The organism is Faecalibacterium sp. An121 (assembly GCF_002160915.1).
Lineage (GTDB): Bacteria > Bacillota > Clostridia > Oscillospirales > Ruminococcaceae > Faecalibacterium > Faecalibacterium avium.
Map to the genome: position 1 here is coordinate 1 of NZ_NFLM01000016.1, position 23,893 is coordinate 23,893.

Here is a 23,893-nt window from a genome sequence, read left to right on the forward strand (position 1 = left end):
TATCTTTTATACACCATAAGGAGGAAAAATTCATTATGAAACTCAAGAAGATTGCTTCTCTGGCGCTGGCCGGCATCATGGCCGTCAGCATGCTGGCTGGCTGCAAGGATGGCGGCAACGGTAACGGTGGCTCTTCCAGCAGTGGGACTACTGTCACAGCCGCTCCTATTGTCTCTGCTATGAATAACGAGCTGTCTGAGAAGCAGAAAGAGCAGCTCAGCTTTGCATCCAACGCTAAGTTGGCAGCAGCTGTCGCTAAGGGCGCAGAGAAGGTTACCTATGAAGACATCCAGAATGCTGGCGTTCCCACGATTGTGACTTCTGCTAAAGATAAGGACATTATTGATGCGATTGCAGACCAGTTCGATGGTGTTCTGCCTGAGGTTGAGATGTTGGCCGAGAGCGCTGCAAAGCATCTTGAGAACTGGGATCAGACCTACATCTGGACTTATCTGGTCGATGGTTCTGTTGCGTCCACTGATAAAGTTGCAGAATATGTCATGAATGGCGTTGATGGCATGAAGGATATGTTCTATGAAGGCGGCAATATCTCTGGTAACAAAGACTTCAGCCATGCTTACAAGGGCTATGTTGAGATGACGAAAGTTACTAACGACAACACTGGCGACAGCTGCTATCTGGTTGCAGTGATGGTTGAGAAGTCTAGCACCAGCACTGGCACTTCTAAGTAACTTGAACTTTACTTATAACACCCCCGGGGCACCATACCGGGAGATGATATAAGGGGCGAGCGGGTGCCAGAGACCACCGGCGCGCTCGGGTAAAACACCCATCCGATGTGGCGGCAAAGAGGAATAGAACCAATATTCCTTCTGTTGTTGATCGCACCAAAACAAAAGAACTTTTGCGTCACGAAAGATAGGGTCCCTCTGCGGGGGTCGGCCATGCGGCCGGCCCCCGCATTGTTGTTGTCTGCCTTGCTGCGGCCTTGCCTGTACTTATATATATGTAGGAGGATCTGCGCGGCGGGGTGGCACTTTCTGCCGTTTTGGGCAGCCTTGTGCCAAAGATGGAGCGAATTCTTTATGCTTTGTGCACAATTACATCTTGCGGAACGGCCGGGTTTGTAGTATCATAAGGAAGCTGCGGGGCATAGGGCGGCGTCCCAAAAACCCGCGAAAAAAAGTTTGATTTTTTTCAAAAAAGGGCTTGCAAAATAGGCCGGGATATGGTAAAATATCTGACGGCTGCAAAGGGCTTGTGCGATACAAGTCGTGCAGGCCACGATATGCGTTGATGCGGGAGGTTGCCGCACGGCTTGGCCGATGCGGGTTATTTCCGCGGAGTATGTCCGATCTACGAACCGGGCGAAAGAATTACTGACAGTGAAGGGATATGTCCCCGCGCCGCTGCGCGATGCGGACCAATGTCTGTTTGTCTTTGCTAGGTTGTTTTCCGGGAAAACTGCAATGGGCGGTTTACCGGCTTTTCTAATGCGAAGACGTGAGACACCCGGAACTGTGTGCAGTGATTGATCGAGTTGCCCATACTAACATTATCAGGAGGCACAACCAAATGGCAGTCAAGGAAAAGATCAGAATCCGTCTTCAGAGCTACGATGTCCAGCTGATCGATGCGGCAGCAGAGAAGATCGTCGAGACCGCAAAGCGCACCGGCGCCCGCGTGTCCGGCCCCATCCCCCTGCCCACCGATCGTGAGGTGGTCACCGTCCTGCGTGCGACCCACAAGTACAAGGACAGCCGTGAGCAGTTCGAGAGCCGCACCCACAAGCGCCTGATCGACATTCTGAAGCCGTCCAACAAGACGGTCGAGGCTCTGATGAGCCTCCAGCTCCCCGCTGGCGTGGACATCGAGATCAAGCTGTAAGGCTTTGGCTCGGGCCCTCGTTTCCCGAGGGGTCATGTTGGCGGTGACGTGCGCCGCCAACCAATAACCTTTACAGGAGGAAAAGAAAATGGTTAAAGGCATTATCGGCAAAAAGGTCGGTATGACCCAGCTGTTTGACGAAAATGGCAAGGTCATCCCTGTGACCGTCATCGAGGCAGGCCCCTGCACCGTGGTGCAGAAGAAGACTGTCGAGAGCGACGGCTATCAGGCTGTCCAGCTTGGCTTTGGCGAGGTTTCCGCCAAGAAGGTCAACAAGGCAGCAGCAGGCCACTTCAAGAAGGCCAACGTGGCCCCCAAGAAGACTCTCCGCGAGTTCCGCCTCGAGGACGTGTCCGGTCTGAATGTGGGCGATGTGATCAAGGCTGACGTCTTCGCCGCTGGCGATAAGGTGGACGTGGCCGGCATCTCCAAGGGCAAGGGCTACCAGGGCGTCATCAAGCGCTACGGCCAGCACCGCCTGCGCGAGAGCCATGGCACCGGCCCCGTTGCACGGCATGCAGGTTCCAACGGCTCGACCTCGACCCCCAGCCGCGTTTATCCCGGCAAGCGCCTGCCCGGCCACATGGGCTTTGTGCGGGTCACCGTGCAGAACCTGACGGTGGTCAAGGTGGATACCGAGAACAATCTGATCGCTGTCAAGGGTGCAGTGCCCGGCACTAAGGGCACCATCATCACCCTGGCCAACAGCGTGAAGGCCTAAGGAGGAAAGCTACAATGGCAAAATTTGACGTAGTCGATCGGAACGGCAAAAAGGTCAGCGAGATCGAGCTTTCCGACGCCGTGTTCGGCATCACCCCGAACGAGAAGGCTGTTCACATCGCAGTCGTGAACTTCCTGGCCAACCAGCGCCAGGGCACCCAGAACACCAAGATCCGCAAGGAAGTTTCTGGCGGCGGCAAGAAGCCCTGGCGCCAGAAGGGCACCGGTCACGCCCGTCAGGGTTCCATCCGTGCTCCCCAGTGGACCCACGGCGGCGTCGCCCTGGGCCCCAAGCCCCGCAGCTACAGCTACCACATCAACAATAAGGTTCGCCGCCTGGCCCTGCTCAGCGTGCTGAGCGACAAGGCTGCAAACGGCAACATGATCGTGGTGGACAGCCTGGCTGTGGAGGCCTACAAGACCAAGGCTGTGGTCCAGATGCTGAATGCCATCGGCGCCGGCAAGAAGAACCTGGTGGTCAACGAGAACGTTGATCCCATGTTCGTCAAGAGCGCCGCCAACATCCAGGGCGTCAAGACCACCTTCGCCGGCAGCGTGAACACCTATGACGTGCTGAACGCCGACAAGCTGATCCTCAGCGAAGGCGCAGCGAAGAAGCTCGAGGAGGTGCTTGGCTAATGAAAACCGCACATGACATCATCCTGAAGCCGGTCATCACCGAGAACTCCATGGCTGGCATCGCTGACAAGAAGTACACCTTCAAGGTCGCCACCGACGCGACCAAGATCGAGATCGCCCAGGCTGTGGAGACTCTGTTCCCCGGCACCAAGGTGAGCAAGGTCAACACCATTTCGGTCCGCGGCCGTTTCCGCCGCCAGGGCCTGCACGGCGGCTACACCGCCGCTTCCAAGAAGGCCATCGTCACCCTGACCAAGGATTCGAAGGAGATCGAATTCTTCAACAGCATGGTCTGATGAGGGCCGGGCCCGCCGAGGGCCCCGCTATGGGGATATGACCCCGATAATAATTCATGAGATAAGCAAAAGGAGAATAGCACAATGGCTATCAAGAAATACGGCCCCACTACCCCGGGCCGCCGCGGCATGACCGTCACGGACTACAGTGTCCTGTCCAAGGTCGCCCCTGAGCGCAGCCTGCTGGAGCCCATGAAGAAGCACAGCGGCCGCAACAACACCGGCAAGATCACCGTCCGTCACCACGGCGGCGGCAACCGCACCAAGTACCGCGTCATCGACTTCAAGCGTCAGAAGCTGGATGTCCCCGCTACCGTCAAGACCATCGAGTATGATCCCAACCGCAGCGCGTTCATCTGCCTGATCGAGTACACCGACGGCGTCAAGAGCTATATCGTCTGCCCCGAAGGCCTGAAGGTGGGCGACACCATCATCTCGGGCGCCGGCGCCGACATCAAGCCCGGCAACTGCCTGCCCTTCGAGAACATCCCCGTCGGTACCATCATCCATAACATCGAGCTGTACCCCGGCCGCGGCGCCCAGCTGGTCCGCTCCGCCGGCAACATGGCACAGCTGATGGCCAAGGAGAATGGCTACGCCCTGATCCGTCTGCCCTCCGGCGAGATGCGCAACGTGCCCCTGAACTGCACCGCAGTCATCGGCCAGGTCTCCAACATCGACCACGAGAACGTCAACCTGGGCAAGGCCGGCCGTAAGCGCCACATGGGCATCCGTCCCGGCAGCCGTGGTTCTGTCATGAACCCCAACGACCATCCCCACGGCGGTGGCGAGGGCCGCGCCCCGATCGGCCACTCCGGGCCTATGACCCCCTGGGGCAAGCCCGCACTGGGCCTCAAGACCCGCAAGCATCACAAGCGCTCCGACAAGCTGATCGTGAAGCGTGCCGGCAAGTAAGAGAGGAGTGTAGACCATGGGTAGAAGTATTAAAAAGGGACCTTTCGTCCAGCCTGCTCTTATGAAGCGCGTGGAAGCCATGAATGCTTCCGGCAAGAAGCAGGTCATCAAGACCTGGAGCCGGGCCTCCACCATCTTCCCCGAGTTCGTGGGCCACACCTTCGCCGTTCATGACGGCCGCAAGCATGTGCCTGTGTACGTGACCGAGGATATGGTTGGCCACAAGCTGGGTGAGTTCGTGCCCACCCGCACCTTCAAGGGCCACACCGGCAATTCTAAGTAAGTGAAGGAGGAACACAAACATGGAAGCTCGGGCAATTCTTCGTTATGCCCGCATTAGTCCTCGCAAGGTTTCGATCGTGATGGACCTCATCCGCAACAAACCCCTGGACGAAGCGATGGCGATCCTGCAGTACACCCCGAAGGCCGCTTGTGAGCCCCTTCTGAAGCTGGTGAAGTCTGCTGCTGCAAACGCTGAGAACAACTTCAATATGGATAAGAACAACCTCTATGTGGCCGAGTGCTACGTCTGCCCCGGCCCCACGCTGAAGCGGATGATGCCCCGCGCCCAGGGCCGCGGCTACCGCATCCTGAAGCGCACCAGCCACATGACCGTCGTTCTGAAAGAGAAAGAGTAAGTGAGGAGGTAAACAAATGGGCCAGAAAGTTAATCCGCACGGGCTTCGTGTCGGCGTTATTAAAGACTGGGACAGCCGCTGGTTTGCTTCCAAGAAGGACTTCAGCGATAACCTGGTGGAGGATCACAAGATCCGCACCGAGCTGAAGGCTCTGCTCAAGGACGCCGGTGTCCCCAAGATCGAGATCGAGCGCACGGTGGATTCTTCCACCAGCGCACCCCGCGTCACCGTCAACGTTTACTGCGCCAAGCCTGGCATGGTGATCGGCAAGGGCGGTGAGGAGCGCATCGCCCTGCAGAGCAAGCTCTGCAAGGAGTACGGCAAGAACATCGTGGTCAACGTGATCGAGGTCAAGAGCCCCTCCACCAACGCACAGCTGGTGGCTGAGGACATCGCCCGTCAGCTGGAGAACCGCGTCACCTTCCGCCGCGCCATGAAGCAGTGCATCCGCAATGCCATGAGCCCCCGCGACCGCAGCACTGTCCCCGCAAAGGGCATCAAGGCTATGTGCTCGGGCCGTCTGGGCGGCGCTGATATTGCCCGCACCGAGAGCTATCACGAGGGCACCATCCCCCTGCAGACCCTGCGCGCCGACATCGACTACGGCTTTGCAGAGGCTGCCACCACCTACGGCCGCATCGGCGTCAAGGTGTGGATCTACAAGGGCGAGGTCCTCAAGAGCGCCAAGAACGCCAAGACCGCTCCCAAGAAGGAAGGAGGCAACAAGTAATGTTACTGCCTAAGCGTGTTAAATACCGCCGCGTCCAGCGCGGCCGCATGACCGGCAAGGCCACCCGCGGCAACGTGGTGTGCCAGGGCCAGTACGGCCTTGTTGCCCTGGAGCCGGCCTGGATCACCTCCGCACAGATCGAGGCCGCCCGTGTCGCCATGACCCGTTATATCAAGCGTGGCGGCAAGGTCTGGATCAAGATCTTCCCCGACAAGCCCGTCACCGAGAAGCCTGCCGAGACCCGCATGGGCTCCGGTAAGGGCTCTCCCGAGTACTGGGTCGCCGTTGTCAAGCCCGGCCGCGTGCTGTTTGAGCTGGCAGATGTCGATGAGGCAACTGCCCGCGAGGCTCTGCGCCTGGCCATGCACAAGCTGCCCATCAAGTGCAAATTTGTTGTCCGTGAGGACTCCGTGAAGGAGGATGGCACCAATGAAGGCTAATGAACTCCGCGAAATGCAGCCTGCAGAGCTGACCAGCAAGCTGGCAGACCTGAAGGCAGAGCTGTTTAACCTGCGTTTCCAGCATGCCATCAACCAGCTGGAGAACCCCGGCCGCATCGAGACAGTCAAGCGCGACATCGCCCGTGTGATGACGGTTCTGGCTGAGAAGCAGTAAGGAGGTTAAACGATGGAAGAACGTAATCTGCGCAAGACCCGCGTCGGCGTGGTCGTATCCGACAAAATGGACAAGACCATCGTGGTTGCCGTCAAGGACAGCGTGCAGCACCCCCTGTACAAGAAGATCCTGAAGCGCACCGCCAAGTTCAAGGCTCGTGACGAGAAGAACGAGTGCGGCATCGGTGATCGTGTTGAGATCATGGAGTGCCGCCCCCTGAGCAAGGATGTCCGCTGGCGCCTGGTCCGTATCGTCGAGAAGGCAAAGTAAGCCTTTTCGGCCCCCGCTGCTTTGAACAGTTTGAAAGGAGAAGTCTGATATGATTCAGATGCAAACTTATCTCAAAGTTGCCGACAACACCGGTGCCAAAGAGCTGATGTGCTTCCGCGTGCTGGGCGGTACCCGCAAGAGATATGCAAATATTGGCGACGTCGTGGTCTGCTCCGTCAAGAAGGCAGCCCCCGGCGGCACCGTGAAGAAGGGCGACGTTGTGAAGGCTGTCATCGTGCGCAGCAAGCATGGCGTCCGCCGCGACGACGGGTCCTACATCCGTTTCGATGAGAACGCCGCCGTCATCGTCATGGCCGACAAGAGCCCCAAGGGCACCCGCATCTTTGGACCTGTGGCCCGCGAGCTGCGTGATGCCGGCTACACCAAGATCCTGAGCCTGGCTCCGGAATCGCTGTAAGGAGGTTTTAAATTATGAATCATCTTCATGTTAAAACCGGCGACAACGTTATGATCATCAGCGGCAAGGACAAGGGCCACACCGGCAAGGTTCTGCAGGTCAGCCCCTCCGAAGGCAAGGTCATTGTTGAAGGCCAGAACATGGTTACCAAGCACGTCAAGCCCCGCCGTCAGGGCGAGCAGGGCGGCATCGTCAAGGCCGAGGGCGCTATGTACGCTTCCAAGGTGATGCCCATCTGCCCCAAGTGCGGCAAGGCTGTGCGCGTGGGCCATGTGGAAAAGGACGGCAAGAAGGTCCGCGTCTGCAAGAAGTGCGGCGCTGAGCTGTAAGAAAGGAGTATGGAACAATGGCTCGTTTGAAAGAACAGTATGTCAATGAAATTGCTCCTGCTCTGAACAAGAAGTTCGGTTACAAGAGCGTCATGCAGATCCCCAAGCTCGACAAGGTGGTCATCAACGTCGCCTGCGGCGAGGCCAAGGAGAACGAGAAGATCCTGGAGTCGGTCATGAAGGACCTGGCCCAGATCACCGGCCAGAAGGCAGTCATCTGCCGCGCCAAGAAGAGCGTTGCAAACTTCAAGCTGCGCGCCGGCACCCCCATCGGCTGCAAGGTCACTCTGCGGGGCGAGCGGATGTATGAGTTCGTTGACCGCTTCTTCAACGTTGCGCTGCCCCGCGTGCGCGACTTCCGCGGCATCAACGGCAACGCATTCGACGGCCGCGGCAACTTTGCCTGCGGCATCCGTGAGCAGATCATCTTCCCCGAGATCGACTTCGATAAGGTCGATGCAGTCCGCGGCATGGATGTCTGCTTCGTCACCACCGCCAAGACCGACGAGGAGGGCAAGGAGCTGCTGAAGGCTCTGGGCGCCCCCTTCGAGAATAACTAAGGGAGGAGATTAACCAAAATGGCAAAGCTGTCTATGAAGCTCAAGCAGGCCCGCCCTGCAAAGTTCTCCACCCGCGCATACACCCGCTGCCGCATCTGCGGCCGGCCCCACTCGGTGCTGCGCAAGTACGGCGTGTGCCGTGTGTGCTTCCGTGAGCTGGCCTACAAGGGCGAGATCCCGGGCGTCAAGAAGGCTTCCTGGTAAGTCCCAGGGGCTTTGAGGTAGTTGGATACCCGCCCCGGGGCGCAGATACGTTTCGGGGCGGTATCATTATAGAAAGAACAAACACAACGCAAAGCTAATCTAAGGAGGTTAGTGGCATGCAAATCACCGATCCTATCGCGGACCTGCTCACCCGCATCCGCAACGCCAGCACTGCCAAACACCCTTCTGTGGAGATCCCGGCTTCTAACATGAAGAAGGCCATCTGCCAGATCCTGGTCGACGAAGGGTACGTCAAGAGCATGCAGGTCAAGAACGACACTGTCCAGGGCACCATCGTGCTCAACCTGAAGTACCAGGCCAACGGCGAGCCCGTTTTGGCCGGCCTGAAGCGCATCTCCAAGCCTGGTCTGCGCATCTACACCAATTGCGAGAATATGCCCCGCGTCATGAAGGGCCTGGGCATCGCGATCATTTCCACCTCCAAGGGCGTCATGACCGACAAGGCTGCTCGTGCTGCGCACGTCGGCGGCGAGGTCCTGGCCTACGTGTGGTAAGAAAGGGGTAAAAGACAATGTCGAGAATTGGAAGAAAACCCATCGTCATTCCTGCCGGCGTCACTGTCACTGTCGATGAGGCAGCACACACCGTCGCCGTCAAGGGCCCCAAGGGCAGCCTGAATTCCAACTATCATCCCCTGATGACCGTCAAGGTCGAGGGCAATGAGGTTTTGGTTACCCGCCCCAATGACGAGAAGCTGGCCAAGAGCCTGCACGGCCTGACCCGCACCAACATCGCCAACATGGTCAACGGCGTGGTCAACGGCTACTCCAAGCAGATGGAGATCGTGGGCGTCGGCCTGCGCTGCCAGAAGCAGGGCTCCAACCTGGTGATGAACCTGGGCTATTCCCACCAGGTGATCATCTCCGACACCGATGACATCAAGATCGAGTGGCAGGATCCCAACAACTTCACCATTACCGGTATCGACAAGCAGAAGGTCGGCCAGTTTGCCGCTGAAGTCCGCGCCAAGAAGCCGCCCGAGCCTTACAAGGGCAAGGGCATCCGCTACAAGGGCGAGGTCGTCAAGCACAAGGAAGGCAAAGCCGGCAAGGGCAAGAAATAAGGTAAGGAGTGAAAGACAATGGTTAAGCAGATCGACAAGAACGAAGCCCGTCTTCGTCGTCATCGCCGCGTTCGCGGCAAGATCAGCGGCACCGCCGCACGTCCTCGCCTGGATGTTTTCCGCTCCGCCAAGCATATTTACGCTCAGGTCATCGATGATGAGAAGGGCGTGACCCTGGTGTCGGCGTCCACCCTGGACAAGGACTTCGAGGGCTTCGGCGGCAACGTCGAGGCAGCCACCCAGATCGGCAAGAAGATCGCAGAGCGCGCCCTGGCCAAGGGCATCACTGAGGTCGTGTTCGACCGCGGCGGTTTCGTGTATCATGGCCGTGTCAAGGCCCTGGCTGAGGGCGCCCGCGAGGGCGGCCTGAAGCTGTAACGAGAGGAGGAAGACAGTTATGGCTATGAGAAACCGTGAAGACGACGGCATGATCACCAAGGTGGTCTCCATCAACCGCGTGTCCAAGACCGTGAAGGGCGGCCGCATCATGAAGTTTGCCGCTCTGGTGGTCGTGGGCGACGGCAAGGGCACCATCGGCTACGGCATCGGCAAGGCGGGCGAAGTGCCCGAGGCCATCCGCAAGGGTGAGGCCGCTGCCAAGAAGAATATGCACAAGATCGCCACCAAGGGCACCACCATCCCCCACGAGATCGTGGGCAAGTACGGCGCAGGCGCTGTCCTGCTCAAGCCCGCTGCCCCTGGTACCGGCATGATCGCCGGCGGCCCTGTCCGTGCTGTCATCGAGGCAGCCGGCATCAAGGACATCCGTGCGAAGTCGATGCGTTCCAACAACCCCATCAACGTTGTTTCCGCTACCTTTGCAGGTCTGTGCGGCCTGGTCAGCGCCGAGTCTGTCGCTGAGAAGCGGGGCAAGACCGTCAAAGAAATTTTTGGCTGAGGAGGGTACACACCATGGCAGATAAGATGCTCAAGATCGAGCTGAAGAAGAGCCTGATCGGCCGCGGCAAAAAGCAGATCGCTACTGCTGAGGCCCTGGGTCTGAAGAAGCCCGGCGACGTGACCGTTCAGCCTGACAATGCCGCTACGCAGGGCAAGATCGCAAAGATCGGCTTCCTGCTCAGCGTCACCGAAGCGTAACAGCAGGGGGTACACGCAATGAATCTTCATGAATTACACGCGATTCCCGGCGCCAACAAAGCCCGCACCCGCAAGGGCCGCGGCATCGGCTCGGGCAATGGCAAGACTGCCGGCTACGGCAGCAAGGGCCAGAAGGCCCGTTCCGGCGTCAAGCGCGCCGGCTTCGAGGGCGGCCAGATGCCGCTGCAGCGCCGTCTGCCCAAGGTCGGCTTTAACAACGTTTTTGCTACCCGGTACGCCATCGTCAACCTGGCGGACCTGGAGAAGGTTTTTGAGGCAGGCGCCGTGGTGGATACCGAAGCGCTGAAGGCGAAAGGCCTGGTCAAGAAGACCCTCGACGGCGTCAAGATCCTGGGCAACGGCGAGCTGACCAAGGCCCTGACCGTCAAGGCCGCAGCCTTTTCTGCTTCTGCCAAAGAGAAAATCGAGAAGGCAGGCGGGAAGGCTGAGGTGATGTAAGGTGTTTCAGACATTCCGAAACGCATGGAAAATCCCTGAACTGAAGAGCCGGCTGCTCTTCACGCTGGGCATCCTGATCGTCTACCGTCTGGGCAGCGCGATCCCTGTGCCCTTCGTGTCGGGCGACGCGCTCACGGCGATGTTCGCAAACGGCAGCATGCTGACTTATCTGGACATGATGAGCGGCGGCGCGCTGTCCCGGTGCACGATTTTCGCGTTAGGCGTCACACCCTATATCAATGCCTCCATCATCGTGCAGCTGCTGTGCGTCGCGATCCCGTATCTTGAGAACCTGGCCAAAGAATCCGACGGCCAGAACAAGATCCGCCAGATCACACGCTATGTGGGCGCAGGCATCGCACTGGTGCTGAGCATCGGCTATTATTTCCTGGTGCGCAATATGGGCGCACTCAAGTACACTGCGGGCGCCGCAGGCATCTTCACCGCCATCGTGGTGATCCTGACCTTTACCGCAGGCGCACAGCTGACCACCTGGTGCGGTGAGCAGATCGATGACAAGGGCATCGGCAACGGTGTCTCCCTCATCATCTTCGCTTCCATCGTCTCCAACTGGTCGTCGGTCACCACCATGGTCACCGATATGCTCACCCGCGCTTCCAGCGGACAGCCGCTGTACTATGTGCTGCTGCCTTTGCTGGTGGTCTTTGCACTGGCCGTGGTGGTGTTCATCGTCATCATGACCAATGCCGAGCGCCGCATCACCATCCAGTATGCGCGGCGGGTGGTGGGCCGCAAGCAGATCGGCGGGCAGAACAGCTATCTGCCCCTCAAGCTGAACATGAGCGGCGTCATGCCCATCATCTTCGCCAGCACCTTCTGCTCCATCCCCGGCACCATCGGCAGCTTCATCAATGTGGACCCGGTGGCGCATCCGTTCTGGTATGCGTTCTTCAGCACCTTCAACTACACCTCTGCGCTGTATGTGGTGGTGTATGTGCTGCTGATCGTCGCGTTCAACTATTTCTACGTTTCCATCCAGTACAACCCGATCGAGATCGCCAACAATCTGCGCCGCAACAACGGTTCGATCCCCGGCTTCCGTCCCGGCAAGCCGACCAGCGATTTCATCATCAAGACGCTGAGCAAGATCACCATGATCGGCGGTATCTTCCTGGCGCTTGTGGCTGTACTGCCCATCATCCTGGGCAATCTGACCGGCGTGGCCATCCAGCTGGGCGGCACCAGTATGCTGATCGTCGTTGGCGTGGCACTGGACACCACCCGCAGCCTGGACAGCTATATGACCATGCGCAATCACAAGGGTTTCCTGGGCTGATGTTCCCCTGACGGGATGTTTTTGAACTGAATCAAGCACCGTCGAAAGAAGCACTGGAAAGGAGAGGAGCCCTCGATTTTTCAGTGCTTTTTTGCATATTTCCTGATAAGTAAGGTATAGGCAAGAAAGGAGCATGGAAATGAATCTCATTCTGTTAGGCGCCCCGGGTGCAGGCAAGGGCACCCAGGCCGAAGTGCTCACCGCAAAACTGGGCATCCCGGCCATCTCCACCGGCAACATCCTGCGTGCCGCCGTCAAGGAGGGCACCGAGATGGGCCTGAAGGCCAAGAGCTACATGGACGCCGGCGGGCTGGTCCCCGACGAGGTGATCATCGGCATCCTGAAAGAGCGGCTGGCCCAGCCCGACTGCGCCAAGGGCTTTATCCTGGACGGGGTGCCCCGCACCATCGCCCAGGCCGAGGCCATTGAGAAGATGGGCATCCGCATCGACAAGGTGCTGGACCTGGCCGTGGACGAGAACGTGATCTTTGACCGGATGAGCGGCCGCCGCGTGTGCGAAAAGTGCGGCGCCAGCTACCATGTGCGCACCAAGCCCAGCAAGGTGGAAGGTATCTGCGACGCCTGCGGCGGCAAGCTGGTGATCCGCAAGGACGACCAGCCCGAGACCGTGCGGGACCGCCTGAAGGCATACCACGCCCAGACTGAGCCCCTGATCGAGTTCTATCGCACCCGCGGCAAGCTGGCCGTGGTGGAGAGCGGCTCGACCGTCGAGGCTACGACGGCCGAAGTCATGAAGGCTTTGGAGGCATAAACCATTGATTCAGATCAAGAATGCGAAAGAGTTGGAGGGTATGCGCCGGGCCAACGCCCTGAGCGCCGCTGCCCTGAAGTATGGCGGCGAGCACATCGAGGCCGGTATGACCACATGGGAGCTGGACAAGCTGATCTATGAGTTCATCGTCAAGCACGGCGGCGTCCCTAATTTCAAGGGGCTGTACGGGTTCCCCGGCACCGCCTGCATCAGTTTGAACGACACGGTCATCCATGGCATCCCCTCCCATGACATTGTCATCCGCCCCGGCGACATCGTCAGCATCGACACCGGCGCCAAGGTGGACGGCTTCAACGGCGACAACGCCTGCACCTACGCTGTGGGCAAGATCGACCTGGAGGCCCAGCGCCTGCTGGATGTCACCAGGGAGTCGCTGCACCTGGGCATCGCCCAGGCCAAAGCAGGCAACCGCATCGGGGACATCAGCCACGCCGTGCAGAGCTACTGCGAGGCGGCTGGTTTTTCGGTGGTGCGGGAATTCGTGGGCCACGGCACTGGCCGTGAGCTGCACGAGGACCCCGAGGTTCCCAATTTTGGCACTGCGGGCCGGGGGCCCCGGCTTGTGCCCGGCATGACCATCGCCATCGAGCCTATGATCTGCCAGTATGGCTGCAAGATCAAGACTCTGGCAGACGGCTGGACCGTCAAGACCAAAGACGGGGGCCTGGCCGCCCACTTTGAGCATTCGGTGGCCATCCTGAAGGACCGCACCGAGATCATGACCATCGGCTGGGAGGACCCCAACTTCACCCTGTAAAAAGAGCAGGGAAAGGGGAAAGTCTGCCCACCGGCGAAGTGCACAAAAACCGAGGATTTCCGCCCCGTAAAAAGGGCGGAAATTTTTATCGGAAACACGAAAAAACCCCTTGCATTTCAACGCGAAAAGGTGTATAATCCAATAATGGCTGTGGAGGCCAGATGCTTTCTCGGCAGGCAGAGACGCGCTGTCTGTTTGCGGATTTTGTGCCGCGCAGAGGAAAGTATGTGGCGCTCACTGCCCCCGTCCGTACCAGACAAACTGAGCAGATCCATAAGGAGGCAAATAGCTTGTCTAAAGAAGACGTTATCGAGATCGAAGGCATCGTGCGCGAGGCTCTGCCTAACGCCATCTTTAAGGTGGAAATGCTGAGCGAGGACAAAGCTACTGGGAAGCTCACGCCCAGCGGCCACACCCTGCTGGCGCACATCTCCGGCAAGCTGCGGACCAACTTCATCCGCATCCTGCCCGGCGATAAGGTCACAGTCGAAATGTCGCCCTACGATCTGACGAAGGGCCGCATCACCTGGCGCTCCAAATAAGCGCCGGGGCCAACCAAAAGGAGGTTCAACATCATGAAGGTCAAGCCTTCCGTGAAGCCCATCTGCGAAAAGTGCAAGGTCATCCGCCGCAAAGGCCGCGTGATGGTCATCTGCCAGAACCCCAAGCACAAGCAGCGCCAGGGCTGATCCCGGCGCTAGGGGGTCAAGTGCGTAGAGTCCCGGCGCAGACCCCGACACTGACATGGGATGATTTTGGAGGAAATTATTATGGCACGAATTGCCGGCGTTGACCTGCCCCGCGAGAAGCGGATCGAAATAGGTCTCACCTACGTTTACGGGATCGGCCGCACCACTGCGGACAAGATCCTGGCTGCCACTGGCATCAACCCCGATACCCGCGTCAAGGATCTGACCCGTGAAGAAGAGGCCAAGATCCGTGATTACATCGACGAGGCCAACATCATCGTTGAAGGCGACCTGCGCCGCAACGTTGCTCTGGACATCAAGCGCCTGGTCGAGATCCAGTCCTACCGCGGCATTCGCCATCGCAAGAACCTGCCCTGCCGTGGCCAGCGCACCAAGACCAATGCACGTACCTGCAAGGGTCCCAAGCGCACGGTCGCCAACAAGAAGAAGTAAGGAGGATTTGAGAAATGGCAAATGCTAATAACGCCAAGAAGGGCGCAGTCCGTACCAAGCGCAGAGAGCGCAAGAACGTTGCCGCCGGTCAGGCTCATATCCAGTCCACCTTCAACAACACGGTTGTGACCATCACCGACCTGCAGGGCAACGCTATCTCCTGGTGCTCCTCCGGCAGCCTGAATTTCCGTGGCAGCCGCAAGAGCACTCCGTTTGCCGCACAGTCCGCAGCTGAGACTGCTGCCAAGACCGCGATCGAGCACGGCATGAAGACCGTTGAGGTCTACGTCAAGGGCCCTGGCGCTGGCCGTGAGTCCGCCATCCGCGCCCTGCAGGCCACCGGCCTGGAGGTCACCCTGATCAAGGACGTGACCCCCATCCCCCACAATGGCTGCCGGCCCCCCAAGCGCCGCCGCGTCTGATCGAAGGAGGAAACTAAATTATGGCAAAGAATACGCAGCCTATTGCAAAGCGTTGCAAGGCCCTGGGCATTTCTCCTGCAGTCATGGGCTATGCAAAGAAGAATACCACCCGCAACTCCAATGGCAACATGCGCAAGAAGCAGTCTGAGTACGCCATGCAGCTGAAGGAGAAGCAGAAGGTCAAGTTTATCTACGGCGTGCTGGAGAAGCAGTTCCACAACACCTTCGTGAAGGCTGCCGCCCGCCCCGGCCAGACCGGCGAGAACCTGCTGCAGATGATGGAGTGCCGTCTGGACAACGTGGTGTTCCGTCTGGGCTACGCTCAGACCCGCCGTGACGCCCGCCAGCTGGTCAGCCACGCTCACTTCACCGTCAACGGCAAGAAGGTCAACATCCCTTCTTACCAGGTCAAGGCCGGCGACGTGATCGAAGTGCGCGAGTCCAGCCGCTCTTCTGCTAAGTTCGCCAAGCTGACCGGCCCCGAGGCTCCCGTGGTGGCTCTGCCCGCCTGGCTGGAGCGCGAGACCGGCACCCTGAAGGGCACCGTTACCCGCCTGCCCGAGCGCAGCGACATCGACTACGAGGTCGCTGAGCATCTCATCGTCGAGCTGTACTCCAAGTAAAACCCATTGGAAAGGCGCGGCTTTTGTGGGCCGCTGGCCTTTCGGATTCTTTTGAGAATTGCATAATGGGCCGATGGTGAACGTCGGTTTTACAAGGAGGGCATAGATATGATGGAGATTGAACGTCCCAAAATCGAAACGGCGAGCCTCTCGCCCGACGGCCGCTACGGCAAGTTCGTAGCAGAACCTCTGGAGCGCGGTTTCGGCATCACGCTGGGCAACAGCCTGCGCAGAGTCCTTCTGTCGTCTCTGCCTGGCGTCGCCGTGACCAGTGTCAAGATCGACGGCGTAGTCCACGAGTTCTCCACCATTGAGGGCGTCAAGGAAGACGTTACCGAAATTGTCCTGAACCTGAAGGGTATTGCTGCAAAGCTGTATTCCGACGGTCCCAAAACGGTGCGCGTCGAAGCGGTCGGTCCCTGTGAGGTCACCGCTGACAGCATCAAGCAGGGCGACGAGATCGAGATCCTGAATCCTGAATGGCACATTGCCACCCTGGGCGAGGGCGGCCGGCTCGTGATGGAGCTGACCTTCGACAAGGGCCGCGGCTATGTGCCTGCAGAGCGCAACAAACAGAGCATCGTCGAGAAGAACGACATCAACACCCTTCCCGTCGATAGCATTTATACCCCCGTGCTGAAGGTGAACTACAGCGTGGACAACACCCGCGTTGGCCAGATCACCGACTATGACCGGCTGACGCTGGAAGTGTGGACGGATGGCACCATCAACGCGCAGGAGGCTGTCAGCCTGGCTGCCCGTGTGCTGACCGAGCACCTGAATCTGTTCGTCAACCTGTCGGACGAGGCCGCCGGCACCGAGATCATGGTGGAGAAGACCACCGACGACAAGGAAAAGGCTCTGGAGATGACCATTGAGGAGCTGGACTTGAGCGTGCGGAGCTTCAACTGCCTGAAGCGTGCGGGCATCAACACGGTGGAAGACTTGGTCAGCAAGAGCGAGGACGAGATGATGAAAGTCCGCAACCTGGGCCGCAAGAGCCTGGAGGAAGTCATGGCCAAGCTGGATTCGCTCGGATTCAAGTTGAACACAGACGATGATAACTAATATTGTTTAAGGAGTGAAACGGGATGCCCGGTACCAGAAAGCTCGGTAGGACCACCGACAGCCGCAAGGCAATGATGCGCGCAATGGTCACCTACCTGTTAGAGAATGGCAAGATCGAGACCACTGTTACCCGTGCCAAGGATGTGCGTTCCATGGCCGAGAAGATGATCACCCTGGGTAAGAGCGGTGACCTGCACACCAAGCGCCAGGTCTACAGCTACATCACCAAGGAAGATGTGGCAAAGAAGCTGTTTGACGAGATCAGCCCCAAGTACGCTGACCGCAACGGCGGCTACACCCGCATCGTGAAGATCGGCGTCCGCCGCGGCGATGCCGCCGAGATGGCGATCCTCGAGCTGGTCTGATCGCGCAGCGCGCAAAACAGATAAGCACCAGGCCCCTGTCCTTTTGGATAGGGGCTTTTTATAATGTTTGTCCGCCGGAAAAGGGGCGTGCGGATGCCTGTCTTTGGCGGGGGCCCGGTGGACCGCAGGGCGGGGCAGGGGATGGGGACAGCCAGCCCTCTCGGCCGCCGCAGGCGGAAAAAGCAAGGCCCCGCCTCCCGATGGAGAAGGTGGGGGAAGGATGCTTACAGCACGCCCTGCTTGGCGGCATACACGGCCAGGGTACTGAGCAGGTCGGCGTTGGCTTTTTGGTAGGTGGTGCGGCCGATGTGCAGGGTGTCCAGGACCTGCTGCTCGGTCTGATGGCGGCGGTAGCGCTGCTCCAGGATGCCCGCCCGGATGGGGTCCTGCTGCTGGTAATAGGCCGCAGTCTGGCGCAGGGCGTGGGCCCAGCACTGGTTTTCGGGGGTGGGCTGGCGCTCCAGCAGCTGCCAGTGCCACAGGGCAGCGCGGCACTGCCGCCGGTGTTCGTTGGTCATGCGGGTCTCCTTTCTCGTGCGGATCGATGGATGTGCATAAATATGCATGGGATAAGTGATTTTAAATCTACTTCAGCCGCCAAAAACAGCGCTCCTGTTCATCGGCGCTCAGCCCCAGCAGGAAGCTCAGCTGCTGGGCTTCTTCCAGCTTGAACGCGCTTTTTCCCGTCAGCTTGTTGCGCAGGGTGTTGGCGGTGATGCCCATAGCATGGGCCAGGTGTTTTTTCTTATATCCGCTGGCGCGGACTCGTTCGTTCAGTTCCTTGCAGTCGATCATGCGTATGCCTCCTCCTTTGGCTGAAAAATGGGTGGTTTGACTCCTTCTGCCTCCAGTCTAACACAAAGGTGATTCTATGTCAACTAATGAGACCCGAAACACACGAAATAGTTGATTTTGAGGAAATTTTATGGTATACTAAAAGCGTAGACCATCCAAGCGCCAACATTGGGAGGGAGCAAAAATGTCTGTACTGTCGGTCCGCATCCGCCAGCGGCGGGAAGAACTGGGTATGAGCCAGGAGGAGCTGGCTGCCCGGATGGGTTACCGCTCCAAGTCCTCCATCACCAAGATCGAAAAGGGGGTCAACGATATCCCTCAGAACAAGATCGAGGACTTTGCCGCCGCGCTCCACACGACAGCCGCCTGGCTGCTGGGCCTGGAGGAGGAACGGGTGGCGGCGCCTCCGGGCTTTGAGCCGCTGCCTGCCATGGCCCGGGTGCCCCTGATCGGCTCGATCGCCTGCGGCAGCCCCATTACGGCCGAACAGAACATCGAACGGTACATCGGGGTGCCGGCGGCCTGGCACGCCGACTTTGCCCTCACCTGCCACGGGGACAGCATGGCCCCCACCATCCGGGATGGGGACATCGTATGCATCCGGGTGCAGCCTGAGGTGGAGCAGGGGGAGATCGCCGCCGTCCGCATCGGTGAGGAGGCCACCCTCAAGCACTTTCACCGCCAGGGGGATACGGTGATGCTGCTGGCAGACAACGCCGCCGTATGCCCGCCCATGATCTATGCGGGGCCCCAGCTGGCCGAGATCCAGATCGAGGGCAAGGCCGTAGGCCTGTGCCGCACCCTGTAAGGAGGGACCGCTATGCCAGACAACGATCTTACCATCCACGCCATCGCCCATATCGAGAGCGATTTCAAGGAGAAATTCGGCATCCCCCGGCAAAGCGGCCTGGTGGACGCATTGCGGGCCCGTGTGGTATTCGAGCCGCCCTACCGGGACCCGAGCGCCCTGCGGGGCATCCAGCAGTTCAGTCATCTGTGGCTGGTGTGGCAGTTCACCCAGGCGGTGCGGGACAAATGGAGCCCCACGGTCCGGCCGCCCCGGCTGGGCGGCAACACAAGGGTAGGAGTGTTCGCCACACGGTCCCCTTTCCGGCCAAACCCCATCGGGCTGTCCTGTGTGCGGCTGGAAGGGGTGGAGCAGGACCCTGTCTGCGGGCCGGTCCTGCTTGTGCGGGGGGCCGACCTGCTGGACGGCACCCCCATCTACGATATCAAGCCTTACATCCCTTATGTGGACAGCCATCCCGATGCCGCCGAGGGCTACACGGCCCAAACGCAGACCTATAAGCTGGCGGTGCGCTGCCCAAAGGCCCTGCGGGATCTGCTGCTTCCCGGTCAATGGGAGGCTCTGGAAGGGGTGCTGGAAAACGACCCACGCCCCTCGTACCAGGACGATGCCCAGAGGGTGTATGGGATGCGCTTTGCCGAATGGGAGGTGCGCTTTACGGTGGCGGACGGGGTGCTGACGGTGGAACAGATCCGGACCGCGCCGGAGGAGTGAACCATGGAACTGCGAAACATCAACACTTTTTTGCATGTGGCTGAGCTGCACAGTTTTTCCCGGGCGGCCCGGGAGCTGGATTATTCCCAGTCGGCGGTGTCCAGCCAGATCGCCCAGCTGGAGGCGGAGCTGGGGGTGCCCCTGTTCGACCGGGTGGGCAAAACGGTCCGCCTGACCGATGCGGGGCAGACCTTCCAGCACTATGCCCGCATCCTGCTCACCACCGCCCAGCAGGCCCGGATGGCCCTGCAGCCCGCCCCCGAGGCCCGGGGGACCCTGCGGGTGGCGATAGCGGACAGCCTGCTCCGGGCCTTGATGCCCGGCCTGCTGAAGCAGTTCCACGCCCTGTGCCCCCTGGTGGAGGTCAGCTTCCGGGCGGCCAATACCCAGGAGATGCAGGACCTGCTCAGCGCCAACCGGGCCGACCTGGCCTATACCCTGGATCACCCGGTCACCGACCCGGCTTATGTGGTGGCCCTGGATGAGCCGGAACCCTGCTGCTTTCTGGCCCCGGCGGGGCATCCGCTGGCAGGCCGGCAGGGGCTGGCCCTGGCGGATCTGGCCGGGCAGGAATTCCTGCTGACCGAGCGGGGGATGAGCTACCGGGACGCGCTGGAACAGCTGCTGGCGGCGCGCCAGCTGACCCTGCACCCCTACATTGAGATGGGGGATGCGGCCCTGCTCTGCCGTCTGGTGGAACAGGGGATGGGACTGACCTTCCTGCCGCGGTATATGGTGGATGCCAGCCTGGCGGGGGGCGCCGTCCCGCTGGATGTGGAGGACTGCCATATCGAGATGCGCCGCCAGCTGTTCTACCACAAGGATAAATGGGTCACCCCGCAGATGGAGATTTTCCTGCGGCTGGCCCGGGAGAGATAAAGCAAAAGCCCCTGCGCCTTATAAAAGGGCAGGGGCCGTTTGGCATCAGTTCTGTTTTGGGCCGGGCTTGGGGTTCTCGCAGCGCTGGTGGCAGGAGGCACAGTTGCCGCCGCAGCCCTGGTCCTTCCAGCCGCCGTGCTTGGAGATCCAGACCACCGCCAGCGCAAACAGGATGACCAGCACCAGCAAGGTGATGATCCCGCGTACTGTCAGCATGGGCAAAACCTCTTTTCTTGTGTTGGGTTGCATCGGAAAGCTCCGCGCTGCGCGGCCCTTTGGGGCGGATATCCCAGCGGTCTTGAGCTTCCGGATCCATCTTAGTATACACGATTTTGTCCGCAAGGGCAATGCCCCCGCCGGAAAAAACCGTCTGCACGCGGATTTCTTCCGGTCCAAAAAGTTTTTGCGTTTTGCGCAAAAAAGGGCTTGCATTTTTGTCCAGAACGTGCTATAATAGCGTTGTTCCGATTCGGAGGATTAGCTCAGCTGGTTAGAGCACCTGCATCACACGCAGGGGGTCTGGGGTTCGAGTCCCTAATTCTCCACCATCACAGACGTGCTCGAACACTTCGAGGTGTTTGGGCACGTTTTTTGTTTACCGGAAGTTCTGCGTCGCGGCTGCAGGACAACTACAACTGCATAAAACCATAAAAGGCAGAGCCTCTGGTGAAGGGGTTCTGCCTTTTATTATGCTTTTGGCGTTTTTATGCGTTGTCCGGTATCTCTGACCGCAGCCGTACCGCTGCGGCCATGTAGGAGTCTACATAGAGGGATCTACGGGTCAGTCTTTTCCCTCGATGCCCCACAGGAGGTACTGTCCTTCCTCACGGGAGAGAGGTGATCGAACAGGCGAAGGGCGGCATCCACATTTTTGCAGTTGGTGGTGCCAATGTGCCCACAGCTTTCCTCCCGGTTTGATTGACGAATTCTATACATTTATGATACAATAAATAAGATAATGTTGAATGTTTCACAGCAACAGTGGGATAGGGCGGCGCAGGTGCGCAGAAGGCGCGGTGCTGCCCGCTTTGATTTAGGACGGCGGATGGTTTGGACCTCCTGCGGTATAGGGCCTGTAAAGGTGGTGTGGCGGCAATGGTGTCTAGGATCCTTTTTGTAGGCGATTATGATTTGGCAGGGGGCGGCATTGCCACCCGGATGTACCGTGAGGGCTGCAAGGTCAGCTGGTTGACCTCCAATCGAGATAAAATACTGTGGGGGGACCGGGTACATGGCAAGGTGCACCGCCTGGCCATCACCTACAACAACTGCAGCCAGATCATCAAAGGGGAAGCGGTAGACTGCATCGTAGTACTCACCGGCATCTACCGTGAACTGGACGACCAGGACGCTGTCTGGGGCCGGGGCACCCTGCTGCCCATGCTGGTGCCGGTGCTGCGGGCCGCAGCGGCGGAACAAGTGCGGCATATCTGCTTCCTTTCCTCGGTGAGACTGGGGGATGAGGGCTTGCTGGAGCCCGGTTTTGAGGAGCTGCGGGCGGGAGAACGGATCGTCACCTCTTTTTGCCAGGAGAAAAAAATTCCCCTGCTGGTGCTGCGGCTGGACTGCGTGTATGGGCAGCGGATGCTGGACGGGCCCAACCTGGTGGGGGATATCCTGCGCGCCATGCAGAAGGGAAAGGATGCGGCCTGTCCCTTTACGCCGGATTCGGAGTTTGACATCCTGTTCAAATGGGACATGGCGGACGCGGCCTACCGGCTGCTGAATATGGACGCCTCCGGCAGTTTCCAGGTGCTGACGGGCAGCCCGGTTACGGCACGGCAGCTGTGGGAGATGGCGGCCGCTGCCCTGGGCCATGAAGGAACGATCCGGTACGGCCAGAAAGAGCGGCACTGCCCCCGGGGATGGGACCAGGAGATCCGGCAGCTGTGCGGCTGGATGCCCTTTTATCCCTTTGCAGAACATGGAGCCGCCATCATGGAGCGGGAGCTGGCCCGCTGGCGGCAGGATGGGGCGGCGGCACAGAAGAAAACAGACTGGAAGACCCGGCTCAAAAAGAAGCCGTTTTTGTACGAGACTGCCCAGAACCTGCTGCTGTTCGGGATCACGGTGCTGCTGACTCGGTTCACCGTGTCCTGGAGCGATCTGCGCTTTGTGGATGTGCGGCTGCTTTATGTGGTGATCATTGCCATCACCTTTGGGATGCGCCAGGGACTGCTGGCGACGGGGCTGGCCATCGTCTCCTACACCGGCAGCCTGCTGCGCTCGGGGGTGGATGTGTCCTATATGCTGTACAGCATCGAGTCTTGGGTGCCCCTCATCGTCTATGGGGTGGCGGGTGCCTTTGGAGGCTATTGGAGCGACCGCAAGCACGACGAATACCAGAACCTGGAAAACGAGTTCCAGGAAAATAAAAGCCGCTACCAGCTGCTGAAAGACCTCTACCGGGAGGTGCTGGACGTGAAAAACCGGCTGCAAAAGCAGATCGTCATCTCCAAGGACAGCTTCAACCGCATCTATACCATCACGGAAGGCCTGGACCGGCAGAATCCCTACATCGTCCTGCTGCGCACGGTGGGTGTCATCGAGGAAGTGATGGAGTGCGGCGCGGTGGCCATCTACCTGCAGCCCAGACCAGACAGCCCCTATTGCCGGCTGATGGCCTGCTCGAGCAGTCTGGCGAGCCGGCTGCGTCCCTCCATGGACCTGCGCACCATGCCAAAGCTTCAGCAGGCGATCCAAAAGGGGGAAATGTTTGTCAATCTTGAGCTGGAGCAGAGCTGTCCTGTGTTTGCCATGCCGGTCAGCGACGGCCAAACGTCGGTGGCTCTGGTGGAGCTGTACGACCTTTCGGCGGACCAGTACACCGTCTACTACCGCAGCCTGTTCCAGACCCTGGTGCAGATCGTACAGAACAACCTGATCCATGCTTACCGCTACCAAAAGGAAAACTGGTCCCGGCTGCACCTGCCCGGCACCAGCATCATGAAGGCGGAGGCCTTCACCGAGCAGCTGACTGCCCTGCGGCAGGCCAGCGAGGAATATGGGTATTCCTACAGCGTTGCCCGCATCGAACTTTCGGGGGATGCCCCGTTGCCCCCGCCAAAGGAGGAAGCGGTCAGACCCTCCCCACAGCCGGACGCCGGCTCGGATGTGGACAGCCTCTATCAACAGCTGCTGCGTCAGATCGACACCGCCAGGGAGCGGCCGGCCCGGCCGGTCCCCAGGGCCCGGCAGCCCAAGCCTGCAGCCCGGACGCTGGCCCAAACCCCGGTGCAGGAGCTGTACCGCCGGATCCAGCCCCTGCTGCGTGGGACCGACCTGCTGGGCATGGGGGAGGACGGCGGCCTACGGGCGGTCTTTTTGTACCTGGATGCTGGCCATCGCCCCCTGCTGGAAAGCCGCTTTGCCGGGGAGGGCTTCCGTCTGGTATGGGAGGGGTGACG

Annotated in this window: 39 protein-coding genes and 1 tRNA gene; 37 read left to right on the forward strand and 3 right to left on the reverse strand. The window is 59.6% G+C overall.

All coding sequences use genetic code 11. From position 1 onward, the window contains the following. Positions 1-35: 35 nt before the first annotated feature. The 32 genes from B5E66_RS09140 to rplQ all read left to right on the forward strand — a co-directional run bounded on the left by B5E66_RS09140 (position 36) and on the right by rplQ (position 17,290). Positions 36-692 (forward strand): hypothetical protein, encoded by a 657-nt coding sequence (locus B5E66_RS09140; protein WP_143406969.1) that lies wholly within the window; start codon positions 36-38, stop codon positions 690-692. Between the two features lie 844 nt (positions 693-1,536). Then, positions 1,537-1,848, forward strand: coding sequence for a 30S ribosomal protein S10 (rpsJ, locus tag B5E66_RS09145; RefSeq protein WP_087231854.1), 312 nt, complete (start codon positions 1,537-1,539; stop codon positions 1,846-1,848). Positions 1,849-1,936: 88 nt separating this feature from the next. Then, the gene (gene rplC, locus B5E66_RS09150; protein ID WP_087231856.1) at positions 1,937-2,569 is read left to right on the forward strand and encodes a 50S ribosomal protein L3; all 633 of its coding nucleotides are present in this window, start codon (positions 1,937-1,939) and stop codon (positions 2,567-2,569) included. A gap of 14 nt (positions 2,570-2,583) precedes the next feature. Next, positions 2,584-3,207, forward strand: a complete 624-nt coding sequence (gene rplD / locus B5E66_RS09155) for a 50S ribosomal protein L4 (RefSeq protein ID WP_087231860.1) — start codon at positions 2,584-2,586, stop codon at positions 3,205-3,207. Then, a complete protein-coding gene (gene rplW, locus B5E66_RS09160) occupies positions 3,207-3,503 on the forward strand; it encodes a 50S ribosomal protein L23 (protein WP_087231864.1) in 297 nt (98 codons plus the stop codon). The genes rplD and rplW overlap by 1 nt, the downstream gene beginning before the upstream one ends. Positions 3,504-3,587: 84 nt before the next feature. After that, entirely contained in the window at positions 3,588-4,418 is an 831-nt protein-coding gene (gene rplB, locus B5E66_RS09165) for a 50S ribosomal protein L2 (protein WP_087231867.1), read from the forward strand. Positions 4,419-4,434: 16 nt separating this feature from the next. Further along, on the forward strand, positions 4,435-4,701 hold the full coding sequence (rpsS, locus tag B5E66_RS09170; protein ID WP_087231870.1) for a 30S ribosomal protein S19: 267 nt from the start codon (positions 4,435-4,437) through the stop codon (positions 4,699-4,701). Between the two features lie 19 nt (positions 4,702-4,720). Further along, positions 4,721-5,056, forward strand: a complete 336-nt coding sequence (rplV, locus tag B5E66_RS09175) for a 50S ribosomal protein L22 (protein WP_087231873.1) — start codon at positions 4,721-4,723, stop codon at positions 5,054-5,056. Between the two features lie 16 nt (positions 5,057-5,072). Further along, the gene (gene rpsC, locus B5E66_RS09180; RefSeq protein ID WP_087231876.1) at positions 5,073-5,786 is read left to right on the forward strand and encodes a 30S ribosomal protein S3; all 714 of its coding nucleotides are present in this window, start codon (positions 5,073-5,075) and stop codon (positions 5,784-5,786) included. Then, positions 5,786-6,226, forward strand: coding sequence for a 50S ribosomal protein L16 (rplP, locus tag B5E66_RS09185; protein WP_087231879.1), 441 nt, complete (start codon positions 5,786-5,788; stop codon positions 6,224-6,226). The genes rpsC and rplP overlap by 1 nt, the downstream gene beginning before the upstream one ends. After that, positions 6,216-6,401, forward strand: a complete 186-nt coding sequence (rpmC, locus tag B5E66_RS09190) for a 50S ribosomal protein L29 (protein ID WP_087231882.1) — start codon at positions 6,216-6,218, stop codon at positions 6,399-6,401. Before rplP ends, rpmC begins: the two co-directional genes overlap by 11 nt. Before the next feature lie 12 nt (positions 6,402-6,413). Next, positions 6,414-6,671 carry a 30S ribosomal protein S17 gene (gene rpsQ, locus B5E66_RS09195; RefSeq protein WP_055190687.1) on the forward strand — a complete coding sequence of 86 codons (258 nt, stop codon included), beginning with the start codon at positions 6,414-6,416 and terminating at the stop codon, positions 6,669-6,671. 49 nt (positions 6,672-6,720) lie between these two features. After that, positions 6,721-7,089: a 50S ribosomal protein L14 gene (gene rplN / locus B5E66_RS09200; RefSeq protein WP_087231885.1), complete on the forward strand. Its 369-nt coding sequence runs from the start codon at positions 6,721-6,723 to the stop codon at positions 7,087-7,089. A 14-nt stretch (positions 7,090-7,103) separates the two neighbouring features. Continuing rightward, complete coding sequence (rplX, locus tag B5E66_RS09205; RefSeq protein ID WP_087231888.1) at positions 7,104-7,418, forward strand: 50S ribosomal protein L24; 315 nt, start codon at positions 7,104-7,106, stop codon at positions 7,416-7,418. A gap of 17 nt (positions 7,419-7,435) precedes the next feature. Continuing rightward, positions 7,436-7,978: a 50S ribosomal protein L5 gene (rplE, locus tag B5E66_RS09210; protein ID WP_087231891.1), complete on the forward strand. Its 543-nt coding sequence runs from the start codon at positions 7,436-7,438 to the stop codon at positions 7,976-7,978. Positions 7,979-7,996: 18 nt separating this feature from the next. Next, positions 7,997-8,182 (forward strand): type Z 30S ribosomal protein S14, encoded by a 186-nt coding sequence (locus B5E66_RS09215; RefSeq protein ID WP_087231894.1) that lies wholly within the window; start codon positions 7,997-7,999, stop codon positions 8,180-8,182. A 116-nt stretch (positions 8,183-8,298) separates the two neighbouring features. After that, positions 8,299-8,697 (forward strand): 30S ribosomal protein S8, encoded by a 399-nt coding sequence (gene rpsH / locus B5E66_RS09220; RefSeq protein ID WP_087231897.1) that lies wholly within the window; start codon positions 8,299-8,301, stop codon positions 8,695-8,697. Between the two features lie 17 nt (positions 8,698-8,714). After that, positions 8,715-9,266 (forward strand): 50S ribosomal protein L6, encoded by a 552-nt coding sequence (gene rplF, locus B5E66_RS09225; RefSeq protein WP_087231899.1) that lies wholly within the window; start codon positions 8,715-8,717, stop codon positions 9,264-9,266. A gap of 18 nt (positions 9,267-9,284) precedes the next feature. Further along, complete coding sequence (rplR, locus tag B5E66_RS09230) at positions 9,285-9,644, forward strand: 50S ribosomal protein L18 (RefSeq protein ID WP_087231902.1); 360 nt, start codon at positions 9,285-9,287, stop codon at positions 9,642-9,644. 19 nt (positions 9,645-9,663) lie between these two features. Continuing rightward, the gene (gene rpsE / locus B5E66_RS09235) at positions 9,664-10,164 is read left to right on the forward strand and encodes a 30S ribosomal protein S5 (protein ID WP_087231905.1); all 501 of its coding nucleotides are present in this window, start codon (positions 9,664-9,666) and stop codon (positions 10,162-10,164) included. A gap of 14 nt (positions 10,165-10,178) precedes the next feature. Next, positions 10,179-10,364, forward strand: a complete 186-nt coding sequence (gene rpmD, locus B5E66_RS09240; protein WP_087231908.1) for a 50S ribosomal protein L30 — start codon at positions 10,179-10,181, stop codon at positions 10,362-10,364. 18 nt (positions 10,365-10,382) lie between these two features. Further along, positions 10,383-10,823 (forward strand): 50S ribosomal protein L15, encoded by a 441-nt coding sequence (rplO, locus tag B5E66_RS09245; protein WP_087231911.1) that lies wholly within the window; start codon positions 10,383-10,385, stop codon positions 10,821-10,823. Between the two features lies 1 nt (position 10,824). Continuing rightward, positions 10,825-12,120, forward strand: coding sequence for a preprotein translocase subunit SecY (gene secY / locus B5E66_RS09250; protein ID WP_087231914.1), 1,296 nt, complete (start codon positions 10,825-10,827; stop codon positions 12,118-12,120). A 139-nt stretch (positions 12,121-12,259) separates the two neighbouring features. Next, positions 12,260-12,892: an adenylate kinase gene (locus B5E66_RS09255; protein ID WP_087231917.1), complete on the forward strand. Its 633-nt coding sequence runs from the start codon at positions 12,260-12,262 to the stop codon at positions 12,890-12,892. Positions 12,893-12,896: 4 nt separating this feature from the next. Next, complete coding sequence (gene map / locus B5E66_RS09260; protein ID WP_087231920.1) at positions 12,897-13,670, forward strand: type I methionyl aminopeptidase; 774 nt, start codon at positions 12,897-12,899, stop codon at positions 13,668-13,670. Between the two features lie 290 nt (positions 13,671-13,960). Then, positions 13,961-14,212 (forward strand): translation initiation factor IF-1, encoded by a 252-nt coding sequence (infA, locus tag B5E66_RS09265; RefSeq protein ID WP_087231923.1) that lies wholly within the window; start codon positions 13,961-13,963, stop codon positions 14,210-14,212. A 33-nt stretch (positions 14,213-14,245) separates the two neighbouring features. Next, positions 14,246-14,359 carry a 50S ribosomal protein L36 gene (gene rpmJ / locus B5E66_RS09270; protein WP_005921832.1) on the forward strand — a complete coding sequence of 38 codons (114 nt, stop codon included), beginning with the start codon at positions 14,246-14,248 and terminating at the stop codon, positions 14,357-14,359. Positions 14,360-14,440: 81 nt separating this feature from the next. Then, entirely contained in the window at positions 14,441-14,812 is a 372-nt protein-coding gene (rpsM, locus tag B5E66_RS09275) for a 30S ribosomal protein S13 (RefSeq protein WP_087231926.1), read from the forward strand. A gap of 14 nt (positions 14,813-14,826) precedes the next feature. Next, the gene (gene rpsK, locus B5E66_RS09280; RefSeq protein WP_087231929.1) at positions 14,827-15,234 is read left to right on the forward strand and encodes a 30S ribosomal protein S11; all 408 of its coding nucleotides are present in this window, start codon (positions 14,827-14,829) and stop codon (positions 15,232-15,234) included. 20 nt (positions 15,235-15,254) lie between these two features. Continuing rightward, entirely contained in the window at positions 15,255-15,857 is a 603-nt protein-coding gene (gene rpsD / locus B5E66_RS09285) for a 30S ribosomal protein S4 (protein WP_087231933.1), read from the forward strand. A 108-nt stretch (positions 15,858-15,965) separates the two neighbouring features. Further along, complete coding sequence (locus B5E66_RS09290; protein ID WP_087231936.1) at positions 15,966-16,925, forward strand: DNA-directed RNA polymerase subunit alpha; 960 nt, start codon at positions 15,966-15,968, stop codon at positions 16,923-16,925. A 23-nt stretch (positions 16,926-16,948) separates the two neighbouring features. Further along, on the forward strand, positions 16,949-17,290 hold the full coding sequence (rplQ, locus tag B5E66_RS09295; RefSeq protein WP_087231939.1) for a 50S ribosomal protein L17: 342 nt from the start codon (positions 16,949-16,951) through the stop codon (positions 17,288-17,290). A 224-nt stretch (positions 17,291-17,514) separates the two neighbouring features. Here rplQ and B5E66_RS09300 read toward each other — a convergent pair whose 3' ends face one another. Together B5E66_RS09300 and B5E66_RS09305 are read right to left on the reverse strand one after the other, a co-directional pair. After that, positions 17,515-17,808, reverse strand: coding sequence for a SqdX protein (locus B5E66_RS09300; RefSeq protein ID WP_164474875.1), 294 nt, complete (start codon positions 17,806-17,808; stop codon positions 17,515-17,517). A gap of 67 nt (positions 17,809-17,875) precedes the next feature. Continuing rightward, a complete protein-coding gene (locus tag B5E66_RS09305; RefSeq protein ID WP_087231943.1) occupies positions 17,876-18,085 on the reverse strand; it encodes a helix-turn-helix domain-containing protein in 210 nt (69 codons plus the stop codon). Between the two features lie 184 nt (positions 18,086-18,269). Between B5E66_RS09305 and B5E66_RS09310 the strand changes: the two genes are divergently transcribed. From B5E66_RS09310 to B5E66_RS09320, 3 genes are read left to right on the forward strand one after another with little or no spacing between them, the layout of a single operon-like run. Next, positions 18,270-18,893: a LexA family protein gene (locus tag B5E66_RS09310; RefSeq protein ID WP_087231946.1), complete on the forward strand. Its 624-nt coding sequence runs from the start codon at positions 18,270-18,272 to the stop codon at positions 18,891-18,893. Positions 18,894-18,905: 12 nt separating this feature from the next. Continuing rightward, a complete protein-coding gene (gene tsaA / locus B5E66_RS09315) occupies positions 18,906-19,607 on the forward strand; it encodes a tRNA (N6-threonylcarbamoyladenosine(37)-N6)-methyltransferase TrmO (RefSeq protein WP_087231950.1) in 702 nt (233 codons plus the stop codon). A gap of 3 nt (positions 19,608-19,610) precedes the next feature. Beyond that, positions 19,611-20,486, forward strand: a complete 876-nt coding sequence (locus B5E66_RS09320) for a LysR family transcriptional regulator (protein ID WP_087231955.1) — start codon at positions 19,611-19,613, stop codon at positions 20,484-20,486. A 45-nt stretch (positions 20,487-20,531) separates the two neighbouring features. Here B5E66_RS09320 and B5E66_RS09325 read toward each other — a convergent pair whose 3' ends face one another. After that, positions 20,532-20,702, reverse strand: coding sequence for a FeoB-associated Cys-rich membrane protein (locus B5E66_RS09325; RefSeq protein WP_087231958.1), 171 nt, complete (start codon positions 20,700-20,702; stop codon positions 20,532-20,534). Between the two features lie 255 nt (positions 20,703-20,957). On the opposite strand from B5E66_RS09325, the gene B5E66_RS09335 reads away from it, so the two are divergent. Both B5E66_RS09335 and B5E66_RS09340 read left to right on the forward strand, forming a co-directional pair. Next, a tRNA-Val gene (locus B5E66_RS09335) sits at positions 20,958-21,034 on the forward strand. A 547-nt stretch (positions 21,035-21,581) separates the two neighbouring features. Continuing rightward, complete coding sequence (locus tag B5E66_RS09340) at positions 21,582-23,891, forward strand: NAD-dependent epimerase/dehydratase family protein (RefSeq protein ID WP_087231964.1); 2,310 nt, start codon at positions 21,582-21,584, stop codon at positions 23,889-23,891. Positions 23,892-23,893 lie beyond the last annotated feature (2 nt).

Coding starts and splice junctions, on each gene's coding strand:
- rpsS (WP_087231870.1), top strand. CDS start 4,435: ATGGGTAGAAGTATTAAAAAGGGACCTTTCGTCCAGCCTGCTCTTATG.
- rpsC (WP_087231876.1), top strand. CDS start 5,073: ATGGGCCAGAAAGTTAATCCGCACGGGCTTCGTGTCGGCGTTATTAAA.
- rplB (WP_087231867.1), top strand. CDS start 3,588: ATGGCTATCAAGAAATACGGCCCCACTACCCCGGGCCGCCGCGGCATG.
- rplP (WP_087231879.1), top strand. CDS start 5,786: ATGTTACTGCCTAAGCGTGTTAAATACCGCCGCGTCCAGCGCGGCCGC.
- rplE (WP_087231891.1), top strand. CDS start 7,436: ATGGCTCGTTTGAAAGAACAGTATGTCAATGAAATTGCTCCTGCTCTG.
- rplW (WP_087231864.1), top strand. CDS start 3,207: ATGAAAACCGCACATGACATCATCCTGAAGCCGGTCATCACCGAGAAC.
- rpmJ (WP_005921832.1), top strand. CDS start 14,246: ATGAAGGTCAAGCCTTCCGTGAAGCCCATCTGCGAAAAGTGCAAGGTC.
- B5E66_RS09340 (WP_087231964.1), top strand. CDS start 21,582: ATGGTGTCTAGGATCCTTTTTGTAGGCGATTATGATTTGGCAGGGGGC.
- B5E66_RS09310 (WP_087231946.1), top strand. CDS start 18,270: ATGTCTGTACTGTCGGTCCGCATCCGCCAGCGGCGGGAAGAACTGGGT.
- rpsE (WP_087231905.1), top strand. CDS start 9,664: ATGGCTATGAGAAACCGTGAAGACGACGGCATGATCACCAAGGTGGTC.
- rplD (WP_087231860.1), top strand. CDS start 2,584: ATGGCAAAATTTGACGTAGTCGATCGGAACGGCAAAAAGGTCAGCGAG.
- rplC (WP_087231856.1), top strand. CDS start 1,937: ATGGTTAAAGGCATTATCGGCAAAAAGGTCGGTATGACCCAGCTGTTT.
- rpsD (WP_087231933.1), top strand. CDS start 15,255: ATGGCAAAGAATACGCAGCCTATTGCAAAGCGTTGCAAGGCCCTGGGC.
- B5E66_RS09325 (WP_087231958.1), bottom strand. CDS start 20,702: ATGCTGACAGTACGCGGGATCATCACCTTGCTGGTGCTGGTCATCCTG.
- rplF (WP_087231899.1), top strand. CDS start 8,715: ATGTCGAGAATTGGAAGAAAACCCATCGTCATTCCTGCCGGCGTCACT.
- rpmC (WP_087231882.1), top strand. CDS start 6,216: ATGAAGGCTAATGAACTCCGCGAAATGCAGCCTGCAGAGCTGACCAGC.
- B5E66_RS09215 (WP_087231894.1), top strand. CDS start 7,997: ATGGCAAAGCTGTCTATGAAGCTCAAGCAGGCCCGCCCTGCAAAGTTC.
- B5E66_RS09320 (WP_087231955.1), top strand. CDS start 19,611: ATGGAACTGCGAAACATCAACACTTTTTTGCATGTGGCTGAGCTGCAC.
- rpsQ (WP_055190687.1), top strand. CDS start 6,414: ATGGAAGAACGTAATCTGCGCAAGACCCGCGTCGGCGTGGTCGTATCC.
- rpsM (WP_087231926.1), top strand. CDS start 14,441: ATGGCACGAATTGCCGGCGTTGACCTGCCCCGCGAGAAGCGGATCGAA.
- tsaA (WP_087231950.1), top strand. CDS start 18,906: ATGCCAGACAACGATCTTACCATCCACGCCATCGCCCATATCGAGAGC.
- B5E66_RS09255 (WP_087231917.1), top strand. CDS start 12,260: ATGAATCTCATTCTGTTAGGCGCCCCGGGTGCAGGCAAGGGCACCCAG.
- B5E66_RS09290 (WP_087231936.1), top strand. CDS start 15,966: ATGATGGAGATTGAACGTCCCAAAATCGAAACGGCGAGCCTCTCGCCC.
- rplV (WP_087231873.1), top strand. CDS start 4,721: ATGGAAGCTCGGGCAATTCTTCGTTATGCCCGCATTAGTCCTCGCAAG.
- rplO (WP_087231911.1), top strand. CDS start 10,383: ATGAATCTTCATGAATTACACGCGATTCCCGGCGCCAACAAAGCCCGC.
- rpsK (WP_087231929.1), top strand. CDS start 14,827: ATGGCAAATGCTAATAACGCCAAGAAGGGCGCAGTCCGTACCAAGCGC.
- B5E66_RS09300 (WP_164474875.1), bottom strand. CDS start 17,808: ATGACCAACGAACACCGGCGGCAGTGCCGCGCTGCCCTGTGGCACTGG.
- B5E66_RS09140 (WP_143406969.1), top strand. CDS start 36: ATGAAACTCAAGAAGATTGCTTCTCTGGCGCTGGCCGGCATCATGGCC.
- rpsH (WP_087231897.1), top strand. CDS start 8,299: ATGCAAATCACCGATCCTATCGCGGACCTGCTCACCCGCATCCGCAAC.
- rplR (WP_087231902.1), top strand. CDS start 9,285: ATGGTTAAGCAGATCGACAAGAACGAAGCCCGTCTTCGTCGTCATCGC.
- rplQ (WP_087231939.1), top strand. CDS start 16,949: ATGCCCGGTACCAGAAAGCTCGGTAGGACCACCGACAGCCGCAAGGCA.
- rplX (WP_087231888.1), top strand. CDS start 7,104: ATGAATCATCTTCATGTTAAAACCGGCGACAACGTTATGATCATCAGC.
- B5E66_RS09305 (WP_087231943.1), bottom strand. CDS start 18,085: ATGATCGACTGCAAGGAACTGAACGAACGAGTCCGCGCCAGCGGATAT.
- rpsJ (WP_087231854.1), top strand. CDS start 1,537: ATGGCAGTCAAGGAAAAGATCAGAATCCGTCTTCAGAGCTACGATGTC.
- rpmD (WP_087231908.1), top strand. CDS start 10,179: ATGGCAGATAAGATGCTCAAGATCGAGCTGAAGAAGAGCCTGATCGGC.
- rplN (WP_087231885.1), top strand. CDS start 6,721: ATGATTCAGATGCAAACTTATCTCAAAGTTGCCGACAACACCGGTGCC.